The 18,200-nt window shown below is 65.6% G+C and carries 14 protein-coding genes; 7 read left to right on the top strand and 7 right to left on the bottom strand.

The features are described from left to right. The first annotated feature begins 271 nt into the window (after positions 1-271). The 7 genes from BSY238_RS09330 (at position 272) to BSY238_RS09300 (ending at position 11,299) form a co-directional block, all read left to right on the top strand. On the top strand, positions 272-1,429 hold the full coding sequence (locus tag BSY238_RS09330; protein ID WP_223300079.1) for a Fic family protein: 1,158 nt from the start codon (positions 272-274) through the stop codon (positions 1,427-1,429). A gap of 71 nt (positions 1,430-1,500) precedes the next feature. Next, on the top strand, positions 1,501-4,677 hold the full coding sequence (locus tag BSY238_RS09325) for a type I restriction endonuclease subunit R (protein ID WP_069038889.1): 3,177 nt from the start codon (positions 1,501-1,503) through the stop codon (positions 4,675-4,677). 112 nt (positions 4,678-4,789) lie between these two features. Further along, positions 4,790-5,650 (top strand): GIY-YIG nuclease family protein, encoded by an 861-nt coding sequence (locus BSY238_RS09320; protein WP_069038888.1) that lies wholly within the window; start codon positions 4,790-4,792, stop codon positions 5,648-5,650. 237 nt (positions 5,651-5,887) lie between these two features. Beyond that, on the top strand, positions 5,888-7,375 hold the full coding sequence (locus BSY238_RS09315; protein WP_069038887.1) for an acetamidase/formamidase family protein: 1,488 nt from the start codon (positions 5,888-5,890) through the stop codon (positions 7,373-7,375). A 288-nt stretch (positions 7,376-7,663) separates the two neighbouring features. Beyond that, entirely contained in the window at positions 7,664-8,524 is an 861-nt protein-coding gene (locus BSY238_RS09310) for a DMT family transporter (protein ID WP_069038886.1), read from the top strand. Positions 8,525-8,534: 10 nt separating this feature from the next. Then, complete coding sequence (locus tag BSY238_RS09305; protein WP_069038885.1) at positions 8,535-9,284, top strand: helix-turn-helix transcriptional regulator; 750 nt, start codon at positions 8,535-8,537, stop codon at positions 9,282-9,284. Between the two features lie 155 nt (positions 9,285-9,439). Further along, entirely contained in the window at positions 9,440-11,299 is a 1,860-nt protein-coding gene (locus BSY238_RS09300; protein ID WP_069038884.1) for a DEAD/DEAH box helicase, read from the top strand. A gap of 48 nt (positions 11,300-11,347) precedes the next feature. On the opposite strand, the gene BSY238_RS09295 is transcribed toward BSY238_RS09300, so the two are convergent. The 7 genes from BSY238_RS09295 to BSY238_RS09265 form a co-directional block, all read right to left on the bottom strand. Continuing rightward, entirely contained in the window at positions 11,348-12,172 is an 825-nt protein-coding gene (locus tag BSY238_RS09295) for a glyceraldehyde-3-phosphate dehydrogenase (RefSeq protein WP_069038883.1), read from the bottom strand. 52 nt (positions 12,173-12,224) lie between these two features. Next, positions 12,225-13,103 (bottom strand): phosphoribulokinase, encoded by an 879-nt coding sequence (locus tag BSY238_RS09290; protein WP_069038882.1) that lies wholly within the window; start codon positions 13,101-13,103, stop codon positions 12,225-12,227. Between the two features lie 41 nt (positions 13,104-13,144). Continuing rightward, entirely contained in the window at positions 13,145-14,239 is a 1,095-nt protein-coding gene (locus tag BSY238_RS09285) for a class 1 fructose-bisphosphatase (protein ID WP_069038881.1), read from the bottom strand. A 129-nt stretch (positions 14,240-14,368) separates the two neighbouring features. After that, positions 14,369-15,064: a phosphoglycolate phosphatase gene (gene gph, locus BSY238_RS09280; protein WP_069038880.1), complete on the bottom strand. Its 696-nt coding sequence runs from the start codon at positions 15,062-15,064 to the stop codon at positions 14,369-14,371. A 1-nt stretch (position 15,065) separates the two neighbouring features. Then, positions 15,066-15,968 (bottom strand): CbbX protein, encoded by a 903-nt coding sequence (cbbX, locus tag BSY238_RS09275; RefSeq protein ID WP_069038879.1) that lies wholly within the window; start codon positions 15,966-15,968, stop codon positions 15,066-15,068. Between the two features lie 14 nt (positions 15,969-15,982). After that, entirely contained in the window at positions 15,983-16,402 is a 420-nt protein-coding gene (locus BSY238_RS09270) for a ribulose bisphosphate carboxylase small subunit (RefSeq protein ID WP_069038878.1), read from the bottom strand. A gap of 214 nt (positions 16,403-16,616) precedes the next feature. Beyond that, complete coding sequence (locus tag BSY238_RS09265) at positions 16,617-18,083, bottom strand: form I ribulose bisphosphate carboxylase large subunit (protein WP_069038877.1); 1,467 nt, start codon at positions 18,081-18,083, stop codon at positions 16,617-16,619. Between the last annotated feature and the right edge of the window lie 117 nt (positions 18,084-18,200).

Here is an 18,200-nt window from a genome sequence, read left to right as displayed (position 1 = left end):
TGCTTAGCAAACCCGCTTGCTACCCCAGGTCACCGCAGGGTGCGTGACTGGATAATCAATGTAAACAGTGGGTTGATGTACTTGACCCCTGTTTGGCTCGCCGATCATTTCCGTCTTTCGGCGAAAGCGGCAGTCCTCGCGCCTTGCCGTACACCCTGCCGACCATCCCGACGACGCCGATCAACTGACGTTTTCAGGTTCAAACCGGCTTTAACTGGATCTCTACAAGTTAAAGAATGCTTTAATATAAAAAGCGTCGTGTAAAGAATCCATGCCTGTCATGCGCAGCACCGGTACCTGCGTCACCACCTCGACCCTCGGCGAATCCGTGCAGGCCTTCGTGCCGCACGTCTTGCCGCCGCGAGACCCTGCGCTGTCGGTCGATGCGTTCGCTGCGCTGAACCAGGCGGCCGAACACGCGCTCGCGCGCCTGTCCGGCGTGTCGGGGTTGGTGCCGTCGGTGGACTGGCTGCTGTACAGCGCGATCCGTAAAGAGGCCTTACTAACGTCGCAGATCGAAGGCACGCAGGCGACGCTGACCGACCTGTTCGACGACGAGGCCGGTCTTGCGGTGAGCAATACCGACGACGTCGAGGAAGTGACCAACTACCTGCGCGCTTTCCGGCATGTGCGCGATGCGTTGCGCGACCCCGCTGGCCTGCCGCTCAGCGTGCGCCTGCTGCGCGAGGCGCACGGGCTGTTGCTCGACGGCGCGCGGGGGCGCGGCAAGCAACCGGGCGAATTGCGTCGTTCGCAGAACTGGATCGGTGGCACCCGGCCTGGCAACGCGGTGTTCGTGCCGCCGCCGGCCGAACAGGTCGCGGCGCTGCTGGCCGACGTCGAACGCTTCATCCACGAGCCGGCGCCGGCCGATCTGCCGCCACTGGTCAGGATCGCGTTGGTGCATGCGCAGTTCGAAACCATCCACCCCTTTCTCGACGGCAACGGCCGCATGGGCCGTCTGCTGATCACCGTGCTGATGGAACACTGGCAACTGCTGCCGGAACCACTGCTCTACCTCAGCGGCTATCTGAAGCGGCATCAGTCCGAGTACTACCGCCGCCTGTCCGGCATACGCACCGACGGCGACTGGGAAGGCTGGGTCGCGTTCTTTCTCGAAGGTGTGGCGGTCGCAGCCAGCGCGGCCGAACGCAATATCGTGGCGATCGCGAGCCTCGTGGCCGCCGATCGTCGCCGCCTGCTGGCCGAACCGAAAGCCACGCCGGCGAGCTACCGGCTGTTCGAACTGCTGCCGATGATGCCGCGCTTCACCATTGAGCGCGTGCGCCAACAACTCGACACGACTTTCCCGACCGCCAATGCGGCGGTGAAGCTGCTCGAAACGCTGGGCATTGTGGTCGAACTGACCGGCCAGAAGAAAAACCGCAGCTTCAGCTATCAGTCCTATATCGAAATGCTGGCAGACTAGGCCGCGTTTTCATCCAGATCGATACCGGCGAGCGCCTGCCGTGACGTCCGACAGAAGGTGCGCGATACGCCATGACCGAAGACCACCTCGAACAGGAAGTGCTGGGCTGGCTGGCTGACGTCGGTTACACGCCGCTCGACGGCCCGGATCTGGCGCCTGACGGCAGCCGCCCGGAGCGCGGCCACTACCGCGAGGTGGTGCTGGAAGGTCGCTTGCGCAGCGCGATCGCGCGGCTGAACCCGGCGGTTCCGACGGCGGCGCGCGAGGACGCACTGCGCCAGGTGCTCGATCTGGGCACGCCGGCGCTGCTGGCGGCGAACCGGCAGTTTCACCGGCTGCTCATCGGCGGCGTGCCGGTCGAGTATCAGAAGGACGGCGACACCCGCGGCGACTTCGTGCGCTTGATCGACTGGGCCGACCCCGCGTGCAACGAGTGGCTGGCCATCCGGCAGTTCACGATCAAGGGGCCGAAGCACACGCGCCGGCCCGATGTGATCCTGTTCGTCAATGGCCTGCCGCTGGTGCTGCTGGAACTGAAGAACCCGGCTGACCAGACTGCCAGCATCTGGAAGGCCTATGACCAGATACAGACCTACAAGGCGCAGATTCCGGATGTGTTCCAGTACAACGAACTGCTGGTGATCGCCGACGGCAGCGAGGCGCGGCTGGGTTCGCTGTCGGCCAATTCCGAGCGCTTCATGCAATGGCGCACCATCGACGGGGACGTGCTCGACCCGCTGGGCCACTTCAACGAACTCGAAACACTGGTGCGCGGCGTCCTCGCGCCGCCGATGCTGCTCGATTTTCTGCGTTTCTTCGTGTTGTTCGAAGACGATGGTGGGCTGGTGAAGAAGATCGCCGGCTACCACCAGTTTCACGCGGTGCGCGCGGCGATCCGCCAGGTGGTGGCCGCGTCGCGTCCCGACGGTGCGCCGCTCACCCGCGGCAAGGGCGGCGTGGTGTGGCACACCCAGGGCAGCGGCAAGAGCATCACGATGACCTGCTTCGCCGCCCGCGTGATGCAGGACGTGGCGATGGAAAACCCGACCATCGTCGTGATCACCGACCGCAACGACCTCGACGGCCAGCTGTTCGGCGTGTTCTCGCTGGCGCAGGACCTGCTGCGCGAACAGCCGGTGCAGGCGGCCACCCGGCAGGATCTGCGCGCCCGGCTAGGCAACCGCCCGTCGGGCGGCATCGTGTTTGCCACCATCCAGAAATTCATGCCGGGCGAAGACGAAGACAGCTTCCCGGTGCTGTCGGATCGCCACAACATCGTGGTGATTGCCGACGAGGCGCACCGCACACAGTACGGTTTCGAGGCGAAGCTGAAAACAGTGCGCCCCGCGCGCGGCAGTTCAGCCGATGCCGCCAATGACGGCGGGCGGGCGCTGAAGGTGGCTCAGCCGGATACCGAATACGTCACGCGCTATCAGGTCGGCTACGCGCAGCACTTGCGCGATGCGCTGCCCAACGCCACCTTCGTCGCCTTTACCGGCACGCCGGTGTCGAGCGAAGACCGCGACACGCGCGCCGTGTTCGGCGACTACATCCACATCTACGACATGCAGCAGGCGCGCGAAGACGGCGCGACGGTCGCCATCTACTTCGAATCGCGGCTGGCCCGGCTGTCGCTGAAGCAGGAGGACCTGCCGCAGATCGACGACGAGGTCGACGAACTGGCCGAAGACGAAGAAGAATGCCAGCAGGCGAAGCTGAAAAGCCGCTGGGCCGCGCTCGAAAAGGTGGTCGGCGCCGAACCGCGCATCGCCCGCGTGGCGGCCGATCTGGTCGAGCATTTCGAAGCGCGCAACGCCGCGCAGACCGGCAAGGCCATGGTCGTCGCGATGAGCCGCGAAATCTGCGTGCATCTGTATGACGCCATTGTGGCGTTGCGCCCCGACTGGCACGACGACGACGCGGAGAAGGGCGCAATCAAGATCGTCATGACCGGCTCGGCGTCGGACCGCGCCCTGCTGCAGCCGCATATATATAGCGCGCAGGTCAAGAAGCGGCTCGAGAAGCGCTTCAAGGCGCCGGGTGATCCGCTCCGCCTGGTCATCGTGCGCGACATGTGGCTCACCGGTTTCGACGCGCCGTGCATGCACACGCTCTACATCGACAAGCCCATGAAGGGCCACAACCTGATGCAGGCGATCGCCCGCGTCAATCGGGTATTCAAGGACAAGCAGGGCGGGCTGGTGGTCGATTACATCGGCATCGCCAACGAACTGAAAAGCGCGCTGAAGGAGTACACCGCTAGCAACGGCCGCGGCCGGCCGACGGTGGATGCCGCAGAAGCCTATGCGCTGCTGGCGGAAAAGCTCGACGTGCTGCGCGCGCTGCTGCACGGCTACGACTGGAGCGATTTCCTGACCGCCAGCCACAAGCGCCTGGCCGGTGCAGCCAATCACGTGTTGGGCCAGCCTGAGGGCAAGAAGCGCTTCGCCGACAATGTGCTGGCCATGAGCCAGGCATTTTCGCTGTGCTGCACGCTGGATGAGGCGAAGGCCGTGCGCGAGGAAGTCGCATTCCTGCAGGCGATCAAGGTCATCCTGACCAAGCGCGACATCACACAGCAGAAGCGCACCGACGATGAGCGCGAACTGGCCATCCGCCAGATCATCAGCTCGGCGGTTGTGTCCGAAGACGTGGTCGATGTATTCAATGCCGTCGGGCTGGACAAGCCGAACATCGGCATTCTCGACGACGACTTCCTCGCCGACGTGCGCAACCTGCCGGAACGCAATCTGGCGGTCGAACTGCTCGACCGGCTGCTGCAGGGTGAAATCAAGTCACGCTTCGGCAGCAACGTCGTGCAGGAAAGGAAGTTCTCCGAACTGCTCGCCAACGTCATCACGCGCTACCAGAACCGCGCCATCGAAACCGCCCAGGTGATCGAAGAGCTGATCGCGATGGCGAAGAAATTCCGTGCGGCGGCCAGCCGTGGAGAGGAACTGGGTCTGAGCGAGGACGAAGTGCGCTTCTACGACGCGCTGGCCGACAACGAATCGGCGGTGCGTGAACTCAGCGACGACATCCTGAAGAAGATCGCCCAGGAACTGACCGACAGCCTGCGCCGGAACCTGACGGTCGATTGGTCCGAACGCGAAAGCGTGCGCGCAAAGCTGCGCCTGATGGTGAAGCGCATCCTGCGCAAATACCGCTACCCGCCCGACGAGCAGGAAAAGGCGGTGGAACTGGTGCTGCAGCAGGCGCAGGCGCTCGGTGAGGCCTGGTCGGCGTGAGCGTCCCGACCCTGCCCGCTGCGGCTGCCTTACCGACACCTGGCTCGGTGCGCACGCATCCCAACGACATGCCACCGCAAATAACCGCGAGTTCCTGCACGAGGAAGAAGATATGAACAAGCCGTTCTCGCTGCGCATCTTTGTCGCCGACGGCGACCCCGACGCCCTTCGCATCGTCGAGCGATCGAACTGGATCGGCAAGGCGCTGATGTTCCCGCGCGCTCTGCTGCCCCAAGTGAAGCAGCGCGATGAACTGAAGCAGACCGGTGTCTATCTGCTGCTCGGTCCGCGTGAGGATGGCGAGGGAGAGCTGCTCTACATCGGCGAAGGCGACCCGGTGCGCCCGCGGCTCGAAAGTCACTATGTACAGAAGGACTTCTGGACTCGCGCCATCTGCTTCATCGCGGCGCCGGGGCAGCTCAACAAGGCACACGTCCAGTTTCTCGAAGCCCACCTGATCCGCCTGGCGAAAGCGGCTCGCCGCGTACCACTGGACAACGCGACCCAGCCCCTCGAATCCAGCCTGTCGGAAGCGGACCGGGCAGACATGATGGTGTTTCTGGAGAACATGCTGGGGATGCTGCCGGTGATGGGCGTTCATGCGTTTGAATCGAGCCCCGCGCCGATAGGCAGGAGAGAGGTACTGCTGACCTGCAATGCCAAAGGCGTTCTGGCGACCGGGTTCGAGTCCAGCCAGGGCTTCGTCGTGAAGGCGGGTTCCCAGGCGGTGGTCGTGGTGACGCCGAGTTTTCAGCAAATGCGCCGGTCGAGCGATCTGCGCCAGGAGTTGATCGAGAACGGCGCGCTCGCTCGTGAAGGCGATGTGTACCGCTTCACCCAGGACTATGTATTCAGCTCGCCATCGTCCGCGTCAGACATGGTGCTCGGAACGTGTTCCAACGGCCGACTGATGTGGAAGGACGCGAAGGGCCGGACCTTGAAGGAGTGGCAGGCCGAGCAGGCGTCGGTCTGATCGGGGTAGGGCGCCGATTACTACAGTTCACATTGCGCTTCCCCACCGCCATCGTACGTTGCTCGCTGGCGACGCCTCGCGCGCGGCCACACTGCGCCGTTGCAGTGCGCAACGCACCCAAAGCGGGCAGATTTCACACTCCCGACCATTGATTCATAAGGACTTTCCCTCTGGCACGATTGATGCACCGCAACATGCGGTGCTGCACATCCCCCACTGTCCAGAAGGAGCGTCCGCATGTCGAGCTGTACTCATCCCGCACATCAGCACTGCAGTTTCTGTGATGCAAAAGGCCGCCTGACGGTACAGGTCGACGGCAACGGCGAAGCGGCGCTCGATACGCCGGCGCCGCCGGATCCGTCGCGGCGCGGCTTGCTGAAGGGTTCGCTGGCGGCCGGTTTCGGCACGCTGAGCGCCGGCTGGGTCGGTTCGGCAATGGCCAAGGATGCGGCCACCGGCACGATGAAGGCGGTCAATCACTACTACATTGCGGCCAGCGCCGACACGGTGCACTGGGGTTACTTCAGCAAGTCGCTGAAGCCGCAGGTGACGGTCGAACCGGGTGATTTCGTCACCATCGAAACGCTGACCCACCACGCGGGCGACGATTTCGACCGCATGATCAAGGGTGACCCGGGCGCGGAAAGCGTTTTCTACTGGGACAAGAAAAAGAAGGGCGTCATCCGCCGCGGTGCCGGGCCGATGGACGCCAGCCTGTTCGGACGCGGTGCCGGCGAAGGTCTCGGGGTGCACATATGCACCGGGCCGGTGTATGTGAAGGGTGCGGAAGAGGGCGACGTGCTCGAGGTGCGCATCGTCGATGTCACGCCGCGGCCGAGCGCCAACCCGAAGTACAAGGGCAAGAGCTTCGGCGTCAATGCCGCGGCCTGGTGGGGCTTCCACTTCAAGGAGCTGATCACCGAGCCGAAGGAACGCGAAGTCATCACGATCTACGAGATCGATGCCAGCAGCGAGAAGAACTGGGCGCAGGCGGTGTACAACTTCCAGTGGACGCCGCAGACCGACCCGTTCGGCGTGGTGCACAAGACGATCGACTACCCGGGCGTCATCGTCGATCACTCGACGATCAAGGAAAACCACGGCGTGCTGAAGAACGTGCGTGTGCCGACGCGGCCGCACTTCGGCGTGACCGGCGTGGCGCCGAAAGAAGCCGACATGGTCGATTCCATCCCGCCCAGCTATACCGGCGGCAATATCGACAACTGGCGCATCGGCAAGGGCGCGACGATGTACTACCCGGTCGCGGTCAAGGGCGCGCTGTTTTCGGTCGGCGACCCGCACGCGGGTCAGGGCGATTCCGAACTGTGCGGCACCGCCATCGAATGTTCGCTGACCGGCACCTTCCAGTTCATCCTGCACAAGAAGGCCGACCTCGCCGGCACCGCACTCGAAAAGCTCGCCTACCCGCTGCTCGAAACACCTGACGAATGGGTGATCCACGGCTTCAGCTTCGCCAACTATCTGGCCGAACTGGGCGACAAGGCGCAGAGCGACATCTACGCCAAGTCTTCGGTCGACCTCGCGCTGAAGGACGCCTTCCGCAAGAGCCGCGCCTTCCTGATGGACACGCAGAAGCTGACCGAAGACGAAGCGATTTCGCTGCTGTCGGTCGGCGTCGATTTCGCCGTGACCCAGGTGGTGGATGGCAACTGGGGCGTGCACGCGGTGATCAGGAAGGCGCTGTTCTCCGGCGGCAGCCTGTAGCGTACCGCCGCCAACAACGATCGGCCCGGGGGGTGTCCCCTGCGGGAGCGGCGGCGGTTCTGTGGGAGCGGCGGCCTCGCCGCGATCGGCGCGTTGATCAGCGATCATCGAAGCATCAATCGCGGCGAGGCCGCCGCTCCCACAGGCCGCTCCCACAGGCCGCTCCCACAGGTCCCTCCCACAGGTCCGCTGCCGCCGTGCCCGGCGCAAGCAGGGATTGCAGTTTTCGACAAGACTTCGCTGCAGTGGCCGTGCAGACTGGCAGCCCTTCATTCCAGGTCCCGTGTCGTGCTTGCCGTCGTCGCCCCTGCCCTGTTCGTACTTGTCTGGTCCACCGGCTTCATCGTTGCGCGGGCGATCGACGGTGTGGCCGATCCGGCGCTGTTCCTGCTCGCCCGTTTCACGTTGACCACACTGATGTACGCCGCCATCGCCGGCGCGCTGCGTGTCGCCTGGCCGGCGCGCAGCCAGTGGCCCAAGCACCTGCTGGCCGGTGCGTTGCTGCAGGGCGTCTACATGGGCGGCGGCTATTGGGCGGTGGCGCACGGGCTGTCGCCGGCGGTGATGGCGCTGCTGGCCACGCTGCAGCCGATGTTCACCGCCCTGATCGCGCAGCGTCTGTTCAACGAACCGCCGGGCCGTCATTTCTGGGCCGGGCTGCTGGCCGGTGCGCTGGGGGTCGTGCTGGTGCTGGCGCCGCGGCTGGCAAGCGTAGGCCCTGAGGCGCTGTCGCCGCTGGTCGTCGGGGTGGCGCTGGTCGCCGTGGCCGGCATCACCGCCGGCACGCTGGTGCAGAAAAGCTCGATCGCCGCCGCCGATCTGTTCAGTTCGAGTGCGATCCAGAACGCCGGGGGCGCGCTGGTCTGTCTGGTCGTGGCGCTGGCGCTCGGCGAGTCGTTATGGGTGCCCGGCCCGGCACTGTGGGCGGCACTGGCGTGGGCGGTGTTCGGCCTGTCGGCCATCGGCAGCACGCTGCTGGTGTGGATGGTGCGCCGGGGCTCGGCCGCAAAGGTGAGCGTGCTGGTGCTGCTGGCTCCGCCGCTGGCCGCGGTGCAGGCCGCCCTGCTGTTCGGCGAGCGGCTGGCGCCATTACAGATGGCCGGTTTCGCGCTCGCTCTGGGCGGCGTGCTACTGTGCCGGCGTCGCTGAAGGCCATGCCATGCACGTCACCGATCCCAACGTCGATACCCGCTGCTACGCGGCCGAACCGGCCGGGCACGCGCACGACTTCCACCAGGTCGTGCTGGGCGGCGACGGCGGCACCGAACTGGAGCTTGAGGGCCACCTGCACCGGGTCGATGCCGGCGCCGGCCTGCTGATACCGGCCGGCACCCGGCACGACTACCGCGGGCTGGACGCCGCAAACCGCCAGCTGGTGGTCGACCTGCCGGCGGCGTCGGTCGCCTTGCCGGCGTCGCTGTTCGAGCGTCCGCGTGCCTTCGCCATTGACGCCGCGTTGCGCCGGCGCGTGCAGCCCTTGCTCGGCCTGGCCGGCGAGCGCGTGTCGCGGCCGCGTCACTGGCTGCTGGCCAGCCGCTTGGCCGATGATCTGGCCGGCCGGCTGCATGCCGCCCCGGCGAACGACGACGCGCGCCGTTTTCCGGTCGCACGCGTCGACGCCTGGCTGCGCCGCCACGCTGGCGACGCACCGCCGCTGAAGGAACTGGCGGCCCGCTTCGGCTACGGTCCGCGCCGCTTTCACGATCTTTTCGTCGACGCCTTCGGCGAAGCTCCGCACCGTTACCTGACCCGCTTGCGTCTGGACGCCGCGCTCGCCCTGCTCGACGACAGGTCACGTTCGCTCGGCGACATCGCGCTCGACACCGGTTTCGCCGACCAGAGCACGTTCACTCGCCGCTTCACGCAGCGCTTCGGCCTGCCGCCCGGTCATTGGCGACGGGTGGCCTGAGTACGCTCCGCTTGCTGACCGCACCTGGCAGTGGAACGGGGCGCGGCGCCTTGCTTTGAAGGCACGAAGTCTGCAGGCCGCGCGCCTGCGCGTCGGTGACCCTGGCAGATCCATTCGTCTATCATGCGCGATGTTTCGTGCCGTCATCCTCAAGCATGGCCACGCTCATTCCTTCATACGGCGCCTGCGCCTCGCGCATGCAGGCGGGCGAACGACGTTTCGCGCAGCGTCTCGCAGACAAGCTCGAAGACGACTACCTGTGCTGGTACGACATGCCGGTCGGTGCCCGCCGGCGGTACTCGGATTTCATCGTCCTGCACCCCCGCCGCGGCCTTTTGCTGCTCGAGGTGAAGGACTGGCGCCTGGCCACCCTGCAGTCCATCGACCGCGTATCCGTGCAGCTTCTGACCGAGGCCGGTCCGAGGGTGGTGAGCAATCCGCTGGAACAGGTCAGGCAGTGCGCCTATCAGCTGATCGGCGATCTGGAACGCGATCCGCAGCTGGTGCAGCAGGAAGGCCGGCATCGCGGCAAGCTCGTGCTGCCGTGGGGCTATGGCGTCGTACTCAGCGGCATGACGCGCAAACAGTTCGAAGCCACCGACCTCGGCGACGTATTGCCGCCGCATCGCGTGATCTGCGCCGACGAAATGCGCGAGGCGAGCGATGCCGAAGCCTTCCAGCAGCAGTTGTGGAACATGTTCGACGTGAGCTTCCCGCAAAGTCTCACGCTGCCGCAGATCGACCGCATACGCTGGCATCTGTTTCCGGAGGTGCGCATCGGTCATCAGCAGGCAGACCTCTTCGCCGAGGTGGGTGAAGACGCTTCGGACGACGGCCTGCTGCCGGACCTCGTCCGGGTGATGGACATGCAGCAGGAGATGCTGGCGCGCAGCCTGGGAGAGGGGCACCGCGTCATCCACGGCGTGGCCGGATCCGGAAAGACGCTCATCCTCGGTTACCGCTGCCTGCATCTGGCGCGCGTTCTCGCCAGACCCATTCTCGTGCTCTGCTACAACATCGCGCTGGCGGCTCGCCTGCGCGACCTCATCGCCACCCGCGGCCTTGCCGGCAAGGTGAGCGTGTACCACTTTCACGACTGGTGCAGCGAGCAGTTGCGGGCGTATCACGTCGAGCGCCCGGCGGCCGGGAAGGACTATTTCGATCGTGTCGTGTCCGCGGTGATCGATGCCGTCGACAAGGGCGCCATACCGCGCGCCCAGTACGGTGCCGTGATGATCGACGAGGGGCACGACTTCGCGCCCGAGTGGTTGCGCCTCGTCGTCGGCATGGTCGATCCGGAAACCAACGCCTTCCTGATGCTGTACGACGATGCGCAGTCCATCTACGGCAAGCGCGGCGGTCTGGACTTCAGTCTGTCCAGCGTGGGCATACAGGCGCGCGGCCGCAGCACGGTGCTCAAGCTCAACTACCGCAACACCGAGGACGTGATCCGCTTCGCCTACGACTTCGCGCGCGCCTACCTGACCGCGGCCGATGCCGACGACGACCACGTGCCGCTGCTCGAACCGCAGTCGAGCGGCCGTCGCGGACCGCCGCCGGTGCTGCGCATTCTCGAGTCGGACGCCGAGGAAATGGCGCTGATCACGCGCACGTTGAAGAAGATGCATGCGGAACGCGGCGTGGCGTGGGCCGACATGTGCATTGCCTGCCCCGACAAGTACATCGGCGATCGTCTTCATCGTTACCTGATGGCCGCGTCGATTCCGGTGCACTGGCTGTCCGATTCGAGATCGAAGCGTCGTTTCAGCCCGTCCGAGGACACCGTGAAGCTCATGACCATGCACAGCAGCAAGGGCCTGGAATTTCCGTTCATGGTCGTGTGCGGCGCCCACACGCTGCCGCGGGCCGAAGACGACGCGGATCGCGTGGCGGCCGACGCCAAGCTGCTGTATGTCGCCATGACGCGATCGACCGAGCGCCTGCTGGTGACGGCCTCCGCAGAACGTGGATTCGCTGCGCGTCTTAAGGCCATGCAGGGCAGCACAGGTGGATGACACATTCGCAGCCGGTTGCGACCTGCCCTTGCGGCCAGCCGGGCAGGATCAGACGCGCGCCATCACTTCCAGGGTGTCGACCAGCCGGCGTGCGTAACCCAGTTCGCTGCGGTAGCCGGCGCACACCTTGACGATGCGGCCCGACACCTGGGTCAGCGCCGCCTGGAACAGGCAGGAATGCAGGTCGGTTGCGCTGGTCGTGTCGTCAGGGCCGTCGCAGTAGCGCAGCAGGTCGCCGTAGGCGCCGAAGCTGGCGCACTGGATCAGTGCGTTCACTTCTTCCACGCTGGTGTCGCGCCCGGCGGCGAACACCATGCCGAGCAGCACCAGATCGCAGTCCGGCAAATGTACCGGCGGTGTTTCGTCCAGCGCACCCGGCAGGCGCGGCAGTACCTGCTGCAGCTGCGCAGCCACGCTGCCTTCTCGCTCGCAGGCGATGCCGGCGCAGTGCTGCACATCGTGCATCGGCGTGATGACGGCGTGCTCGATGCCCAGCGCGTAGTGCAGCAGGCGCGCCACCGGCGCGATGCCGTGGGTGGCGCTGCACGCGCCGTGCAGCAGGCGGTGCGAGCCATCGATCCGCATGTGGTTCACGCCGAACACCACCAGGCCGTCGAACGCGAAGCCGCCGGCCGGCGCGCCGCACAGCACCTTGGTCGCACCCGCGGCAAGGTGCCGCCGCGGATCGTCGCCCGAACAGTCGAGCACGATGTCGACGCCGTGTTTGCCCCAGGCCGGCGTAGCCTCGCCGCGCACGGCCACGTTCACCAGTTCCAGCCCGCCATTGGCGCAGAACGCCGGGTGCGTGCAGATTGCCGCCCGCGCGTTGCGCGCGGTGCGCCCGCAGCCGTCGATGGCGATCCGCCTCACCATGTCCGCTGCGGCGGCATTCGTCGCCGCCTGTCCGGTCGGGTGATCATGCCGTTCATGCTGCCCGCTGCTGCCGACGGCGTTCCAGCAGACGCAGGATCATCGGCGTGAAAATGAGCTGCATTGCCAGTTCCATCTTGCCGCCCGGCACCACCAGCGTGTTGGCGCGCGACATGAAGGAGTCGTGCAGCATGCTCAGCAGGTAAGGGAAATCGAAGCCGCGCGGATTCGAAAAGCGAATCACCACCAGGCTTTCATCTGCGCTTGGAATGGTGCGCGCGATGAAGGGGTCGCTGGTATCGACCACCGGCACGCGCTGGAAGTTGATGTGGGTGCGCGTGAATTGCGGGCAGATGTAATGCACGTAGTCGTGCATGCGGCCGAGGATCACGTCGGTCACCGCGGCGGTCGAGTAGCCGCGCGTGCTGCGGTCGCGGTGAATCTTCTGTATCCATTCCAGATTGATGACCGGCACCACGCCGATCAGCAGGTCGGGGTAGCGCGACACGTCGATGGTGTCGGTCTTCACACCGCCGTGCAGGCCTTCGTAGAACAGCAGCTCGCTCGGCGGCAGGTCGGCCCAGGGCGTGAAGGTGCCTGCCGGCTGATCCCAGGGGGCGGCCTCTTCGTCGTTGTGCAGGTATTTGCGGCTGCGTCCGGTACCGGTTTCCGAATAGGTGCGGAACAGCGTTTCGAGCTCATCGAACAGATTGGCTTCTTCGCCGAAATGGCTGAAGTGCGGCTTTTCCTTCGGATCGATTTCGGCAGCGGCACGCTTCATTTCGGCGCGGTCGTAGCGATGAAAGCTGTCGCCCTCGATCACCGCCGCGGCCACGCCCTCACGGCGGAAAATGCTTTCGAAAGTACGGGTGACCGATGTGGTGCCGGCGCCGGACGAGCCGGTGATCGCAACGATGGGGTGTCTGACTGACATGGCAACCTCGTGATGACTGGATTCTGTTCCGTGCGCACCGCTCAGCCGTTCTGACCGGCGAACAGGCCACGTCGCCCGAACAGGGGCGATTCATAGGTGTCCGGTTGCGGCTCGCGGTGATACGCCTCGATGCGCGTCACTTCTTCGGCCGAGCCGAAGACGAAAGGAATGCGCTGGTGCAGCGACGTCGGCTGCACCTCCATCAGCCTGCTGTGCCCGGTGCTCGCCATGCCGCCCGCCTGCTCGATCAGGAAAGACACCGGGTTCGCCTCGTACAGCAGGCGCAGACGACCCGGTTTCGACGGGTCCTTCGTGTCGCGCGGATACATGAACACGCCGCCACGCATCAGGATGCGATGCGTTTCGGCCACCAGCGAGGCGATCCAGCGCATGTTGAAATCTTCGCCGCGCGGTCCGGTTTTTCCAGCCAGACACTCATCGACATAGCGACGCACCGCGGGTTCCCAGAAGCGGCTGTTCGACGCGTTGATGGCGAATTCGCGCGTGCTGCGCGGCACCGTCAGGTTGGCGTGGCTGAGCACCCATTCGCCCAGCACCGGGTCGAGCGTGAAGGCGTGCGTGCCATTGCCCAGCGTCAGCACGAGCATCGTGGACGGGCCGTAGATGGCGTAGCCGGCGCACACCTGCTGCGTGCCCGGCTGCAGGAAGTCGGCGCCGGTCGCGTCTTCGCCGGGCCGCACGGCGCGCGTGATCGAAAAGATGCTGCCGACCGACACGTCCACGTCGATGTTCGACGAACCGTCGAGCGGGTCGAACGCCAGCAGGTACTTGCCGCGCGGATAGTGGCCCGGCAGCAGGTGGATGTCATCCAGCTCCTCCGACGCCATGGCGGCGACGTGCCCGCCCCATTCGTTGGCACGCAGGAAGATGTTGTTGCTCAGCACGTCGAGCGTCTTCTGCGTTTCGCCCTGTACATTGATCGCGCGACCCGATCCGCTCTTGTCATGGTCGCCCAGCACGTCGGCCAGACCGCCGAACGCAACCTTGCGCGAGATCGCCTTGCAGGCGAGCGCGATGTCGGCAATCAGGCCGTTCAGGTCGCCGGTGGCGCCCGGGTGCCGGCGCCGCTCCTCGATCAGGAACTGGATCAACGTACTGCGTCCGCCTGTCGGCATTTCGGTCTCCCCTCAGATCATTGCTCGGTCATTGTGCATGTCATTTTTATGCCCGGTTGTCCGGCCGCGCCTCTGCGGGCGCGGTCCGGCCGGGGTGCTGCCTGCTCTTCCCTCTCCATCCCGGTCGCGCTACCCCTGTTCGGCGCAGCGCGACATCATTTCCTGCAACAGTTGCGCGGGCGATGCGACATGCCAGGGCTCGATGCCTTCGGGTATCGAATGCGCGCCATATCCCCAGCCCACCAGCACCACCGGGCAGCCGGCGGCGCGCGCCGCCAGCAGGTCGGCCGAACTGTCGCCCACCATCAGCAGCTCGTGCGGCGCAACGTGCAGCCGCTGTGCCGCGGCCAGCAGCGGCGCCGGCGACGGCTTAAGCTCTTCTGCCCGGTCGCCGCCATGGACCGACGCCATGAAGGGCAGCAGGCCGGCCGCGCCGAGCACGGCGCACGCCAGCGGGGTCGGCTTGTTGGTGACCACGGCGAGCGGAAACACGCCGTACAGGCCTTCGATCATGTCTGCGATGCCGTCATACACATGGCCGTACTTCAGCGGTGCGGCCAGCGTTGCTGCATCGAAGGCCTGGCGCAGCTGCGCCTGCAGCGCGCCGTCGCTGTCTGCGATGCCGAAGTGCGCCAGCGCACGGCGGATCAGCAGATCCGGGCCGCCGCCAATCCAGCCGCGCGCGGTGTCGAGATCGGCGCTCGCGAGGCCGGCCTTGATCAGGCCGGCATTGAGTGCTGCGCAGATGTCGGGTGCGCTGTCGACCAGCGTGCCGTCGAGGTCGAAGGCGATCGCGCGGATGTGGTTCAGGGTGTCGGGGTTCATGTCAGCTGTCTTGTCGGTTCATCGAGAAAACGCGGCTGGCCAGCACGTCTTCCGCGTACAACGTGCACAGCGCGTCGCGCGTCGGTGCGGTGTCGGTGGCGAACAGCCGGGTCGCGTGGCGCAGCCGGATGCGGTCGAGCGCGTTGCGCACCGAGCGCGCGTTGGCGAAGTGCGGCTGCTGGCGACGCAGGCCCAGGTAGCGCTCGAACGCGGATTCGGCGGTGTCGTCGAAGCGGTAGTTCAGATTGCGCAGCATCAGCTGGGCGATGCGCATCAATTCGTCCTGGTCGTAATCCGGGAAGTCGATGTGGTGCGCGATGCGCGACGCCATGCCGGGGTTGCTGGAAAAGAAGGTGTCCATGCGGTCGCGGTAGCCGGCCAGGATCACCACCAGGTCGTCGCGGTGGTTCTCCATCACCTGCAGCAGGATTTCGATCGCTTCCTGCCCGTAGTCGCGTTCGTTTTCCGGCCGGTACAGGTAGTAGGCCTCGTCGATGAACAGCACGCCGCCCATCGCTTTCTTGATGATTTCCTTCGTCTTGGGCGCGGTGTGGCCGATGAACTGGCCGACCAGATCATCGCGCGTCACCGCCACCATGTGGCCCTTGCGCACATAGCCGAGCTGCTTCAATACCTCGGCCATGCGCAGCGCCACCGTGGTCTTGCCGGTGCCCGGGTTGCCGGTGAAGCACATGTGCAGAGACGGCGGCTTCGACTGCAGGCCCTGTTCGGCGCGCAGCCTGTCGATCAGCAGCAGCGCGGCAATGTCGCGGATGCGGCTCTTGACCGGCGCGAGACCGATCAGCTCGTCATCGAGCTGGTCGAGCAGCGCCTGCACGCCGGACGATGCGAACATCGAGCGCGGCGATTCGATTCCGGTCGGAGGTGCGGTGACGGCGTCCATGAGGCAAACCTCCTTCAGTAACGCGCGCCTTCCGGACGCGCCTGCACGGCATAGCTTTCGATGCTGTAGCGCACGGTGCGGCCCGGTTCTTCGGTGCGGATCAGGCGGAAGCCGGGTTCGGCGTCCGGCCGATTCACGATGAAGGACAGCACGACCGATTCGGTGCCGTGCGTCGAGTCGAACGCGGTTACCCGGATGTAGTACTGCGGGAAGGTGGCGCGGCAGGCATTCACCTCGAGCAGGATGGCGGTCGCGTCGCGGATGTCGAACATCGGGTTGCCGTACATTTCCCAGAAGGTGTTGCGCGGGTGCGGGTCATCGGTGTACTCGATGCCGACCGCCCAGCCCTGGTCCAGGCAGTAGTCGATCTGCGCCGCGATCTGGGAATCGGTCAGGTCCGGCAGGTAGGAAAAGGTGCCCTGGGTGATGCGCATGCTGTTCTCCTTGTTCAGTTGATGTTCCGTGGCATCGCGGCCTGTTATGTGAGCGGGCTGTGGGAGCGGCTGCTGTGGGAGCGGCGGCCTCGCCGCGATCAGTGCAGCGATGGCCACATTGCAGCGTGCGTATCGCGGCGAGGCCGCCGCTCCCACACAACACCGCTCCCACGGGCTGTTCCTGCACGACGCTGCCTCCTGGCTTTGTCCATGGTCAAGCCACCGACGGCGTCGGCGCATAGTCCGAGGTGTCGGTCGACGCATAGTTGAAGGTGATGTCGCCCCAGGTATCGAGAGCGGCGGCCAGGGGCGAACACCACTTCGCGGCGTCGCGCAGGATCTGCGGGCCTTCTTCGGCGATGTTCCGGCCTTCGTTGCGCGCCAGCACCATGGCTTCCAGCGCCACGCGATTGGCGGTGGCACCGGCCTGGATGCCCTGCGGGTGGCCGATCGTGCCGCCGCCGAACTGCAGCACCACGTCGTCGCCGAACAGGTCGATCAGCTGGTGCATCTGGCCGGCGTGGATGCCGCCGGACGCGACCGGCATCACCTTCTTCAGTGCGCCCCAGTCCTGGTCGAAGTAGATGCCGCGCTGCAGGTCGACCTCGGTGTGCGTGTCGCGGCACACGTTGTAATAGCCCTGCACCGTCATCGGGTCGCCTTCCAGCTTGCCCACTGCGGTGCCGGCGTGGATGTGGTCGACCCCGGCCATGCGCATCCACTTGGCGATGACGCGGAAGCTCACGCCGTGGTTCTTCTGCCGCGTGTAGGTGCCGTGGCCGGCGCGGTGCAGGTGCAGGATCATGTCGTTCTGCCGGCACCAGTGCGACAGCGACTGGATCGCCGTGTAGCCGACCACCAGGTCGACCATGACGATGACCGAGCCCAGATCCTTCGCGAAGTCGGCGCGCCGGTACATTTCTTCCATCGTGCCGGCGGTGACGTTCAGATAGCTGCCCTTGACTTCGCCGGTCGCGGCGCTGGCCTTGTTGACCGCGTCCATGACGAACAGGAAGCGGTCGCGCCAGTGCATGAAGGGCTGCGAGTTGATGTTCTCGTCGTCCTTCATGAAATCCAGCCCGCCCTTCAGGCCTTCATACACCACGCGGCCGTAATTGCGGCCACTGAGGCCTAGCTTGGGCTTGGTCGTTGCGCCGAGCAGCGGGCGGCCGAATTTGTCCAGCCGCTCACGCTCCACGATGATGCCGGTCGGCGGGCCGGCAAAGGTTTTCACGTAGGCGACCGGAAACTTCATGTCCTCCAGCCGCGCCGCCTTCAGCGGCTTGAAGCTGAACACGTTGCCGATGATCGATGCGGCGACGTTGGTGATCGAACCTTCCTCGAACAGGCTCAGGTCGTAGGCGACGTAGGCGAAGAACTGACCCGGCGTGTTGGGTACCGGATCGACGCGATAGGCCTTGGCGCGGTACATGTCGCAGGCGGTCAGGCGGTCGGTCCACACGACGGTCCAGGTCGCGGTGCTCGATTCGCCTGCCACCGCGGCGGCGGCTTCGATCGGATCGACGCCGTCCTGCGGCGTGATGCGGAACAGCGCGAGGATGTCGGTCGCCTTCGGTTCGTAGTCGCTGTCCCAGTAGCCCATCTGCGCATATTTCAGGACGCCGGCCGAGTAGCGCTTCTTCGCATCGGTGATCTGCGTCGGGGTGTTCATGTCGCCCATGTCTTCCTCCCTGATGGTTCGTTCCGGCGCCCTGCCGGTCGTTTGTGTGCTGCAAGCTCGATCCGAGGCGCCGACGATAAGGAGAACTTATGGATAAGAAAAGTTTGTTTTTTTCCC

The organism is Methyloversatilis sp. RAC08, assembly GCF_001713355.1.
In the GTDB taxonomy this organism is placed as follows: domain Bacteria; phylum Pseudomonadota; class Gammaproteobacteria; order Burkholderiales; family Rhodocyclaceae; genus Methyloversatilis.
The sequence above is the reverse complement of the archived record's forward strand: the minus strand, read 5'-3'. Positions and strand labels throughout refer to the sequence as shown.

What these genes read in the sequence shown, in the direction of transcription:
- BSY238_RS09285 (WP_069038881.1), bottom strand. Translation starts at nt 14,239, where the DNA reads ATGCCGACAGGCGGACGCAGTACGTTGATCCAGTTCCTGATCGAGGAG.
- BSY238_RS09295 (WP_069038883.1), bottom strand. Translation starts at nt 12,172, where the DNA reads ATGGTGAGGCGGATCGCCATCGACGGCTGCGGGCGCACCGCGCGCAAC.
- BSY238_RS09330 (WP_223300079.1), top strand. Translation starts at nt 272, where the DNA reads ATGCCTGTCATGCGCAGCACCGGTACCTGCGTCACCACCTCGACCCTC.
- BSY238_RS09325 (WP_069038889.1), top strand. Translation starts at nt 1,501, where the DNA reads ATGACCGAAGACCACCTCGAACAGGAAGTGCTGGGCTGGCTGGCTGAC.
- gph (WP_069038880.1), bottom strand. Translation starts at nt 15,064, where the DNA reads ATGAACCCCGACACCCTGAACCACATCCGCGCGATCGCCTTCGACCTC.
- BSY238_RS09305 (WP_069038885.1), top strand. Translation starts at nt 8,535, where the DNA reads ATGCACGTCACCGATCCCAACGTCGATACCCGCTGCTACGCGGCCGAA.
- cbbX (WP_069038879.1), bottom strand. Translation starts at nt 15,968, where the DNA reads ATGGACGCCGTCACCGCACCTCCGACCGGAATCGAATCGCCGCGCTCG.
- BSY238_RS09270 (WP_069038878.1), bottom strand. Translation starts at nt 16,402, where the DNA reads ATGCGCATCACCCAGGGCACCTTTTCCTACCTGCCGGACCTGACCGAT.
- BSY238_RS09320 (WP_069038888.1), top strand. Translation starts at nt 4,790, where the DNA reads ATGAACAAGCCGTTCTCGCTGCGCATCTTTGTCGCCGACGGCGACCCC.
- BSY238_RS09315 (WP_069038887.1), top strand. Translation starts at nt 5,888, where the DNA reads ATGTCGAGCTGTACTCATCCCGCACATCAGCACTGCAGTTTCTGTGAT.
- BSY238_RS09265 (WP_069038877.1), bottom strand. Translation starts at nt 18,083, where the DNA reads ATGGGCGACATGAACACCCCGACGCAGATCACCGATGCGAAGAAGCGC.
- BSY238_RS09290 (WP_069038882.1), bottom strand. Translation starts at nt 13,103, where the DNA reads ATGTCAGTCAGACACCCCATCGTTGCGATCACCGGCTCGTCCGGCGCC.
- BSY238_RS09300 (WP_069038884.1), top strand. Translation starts at nt 9,440, where the DNA reads ATGGCCACGCTCATTCCTTCATACGGCGCCTGCGCCTCGCGCATGCAG.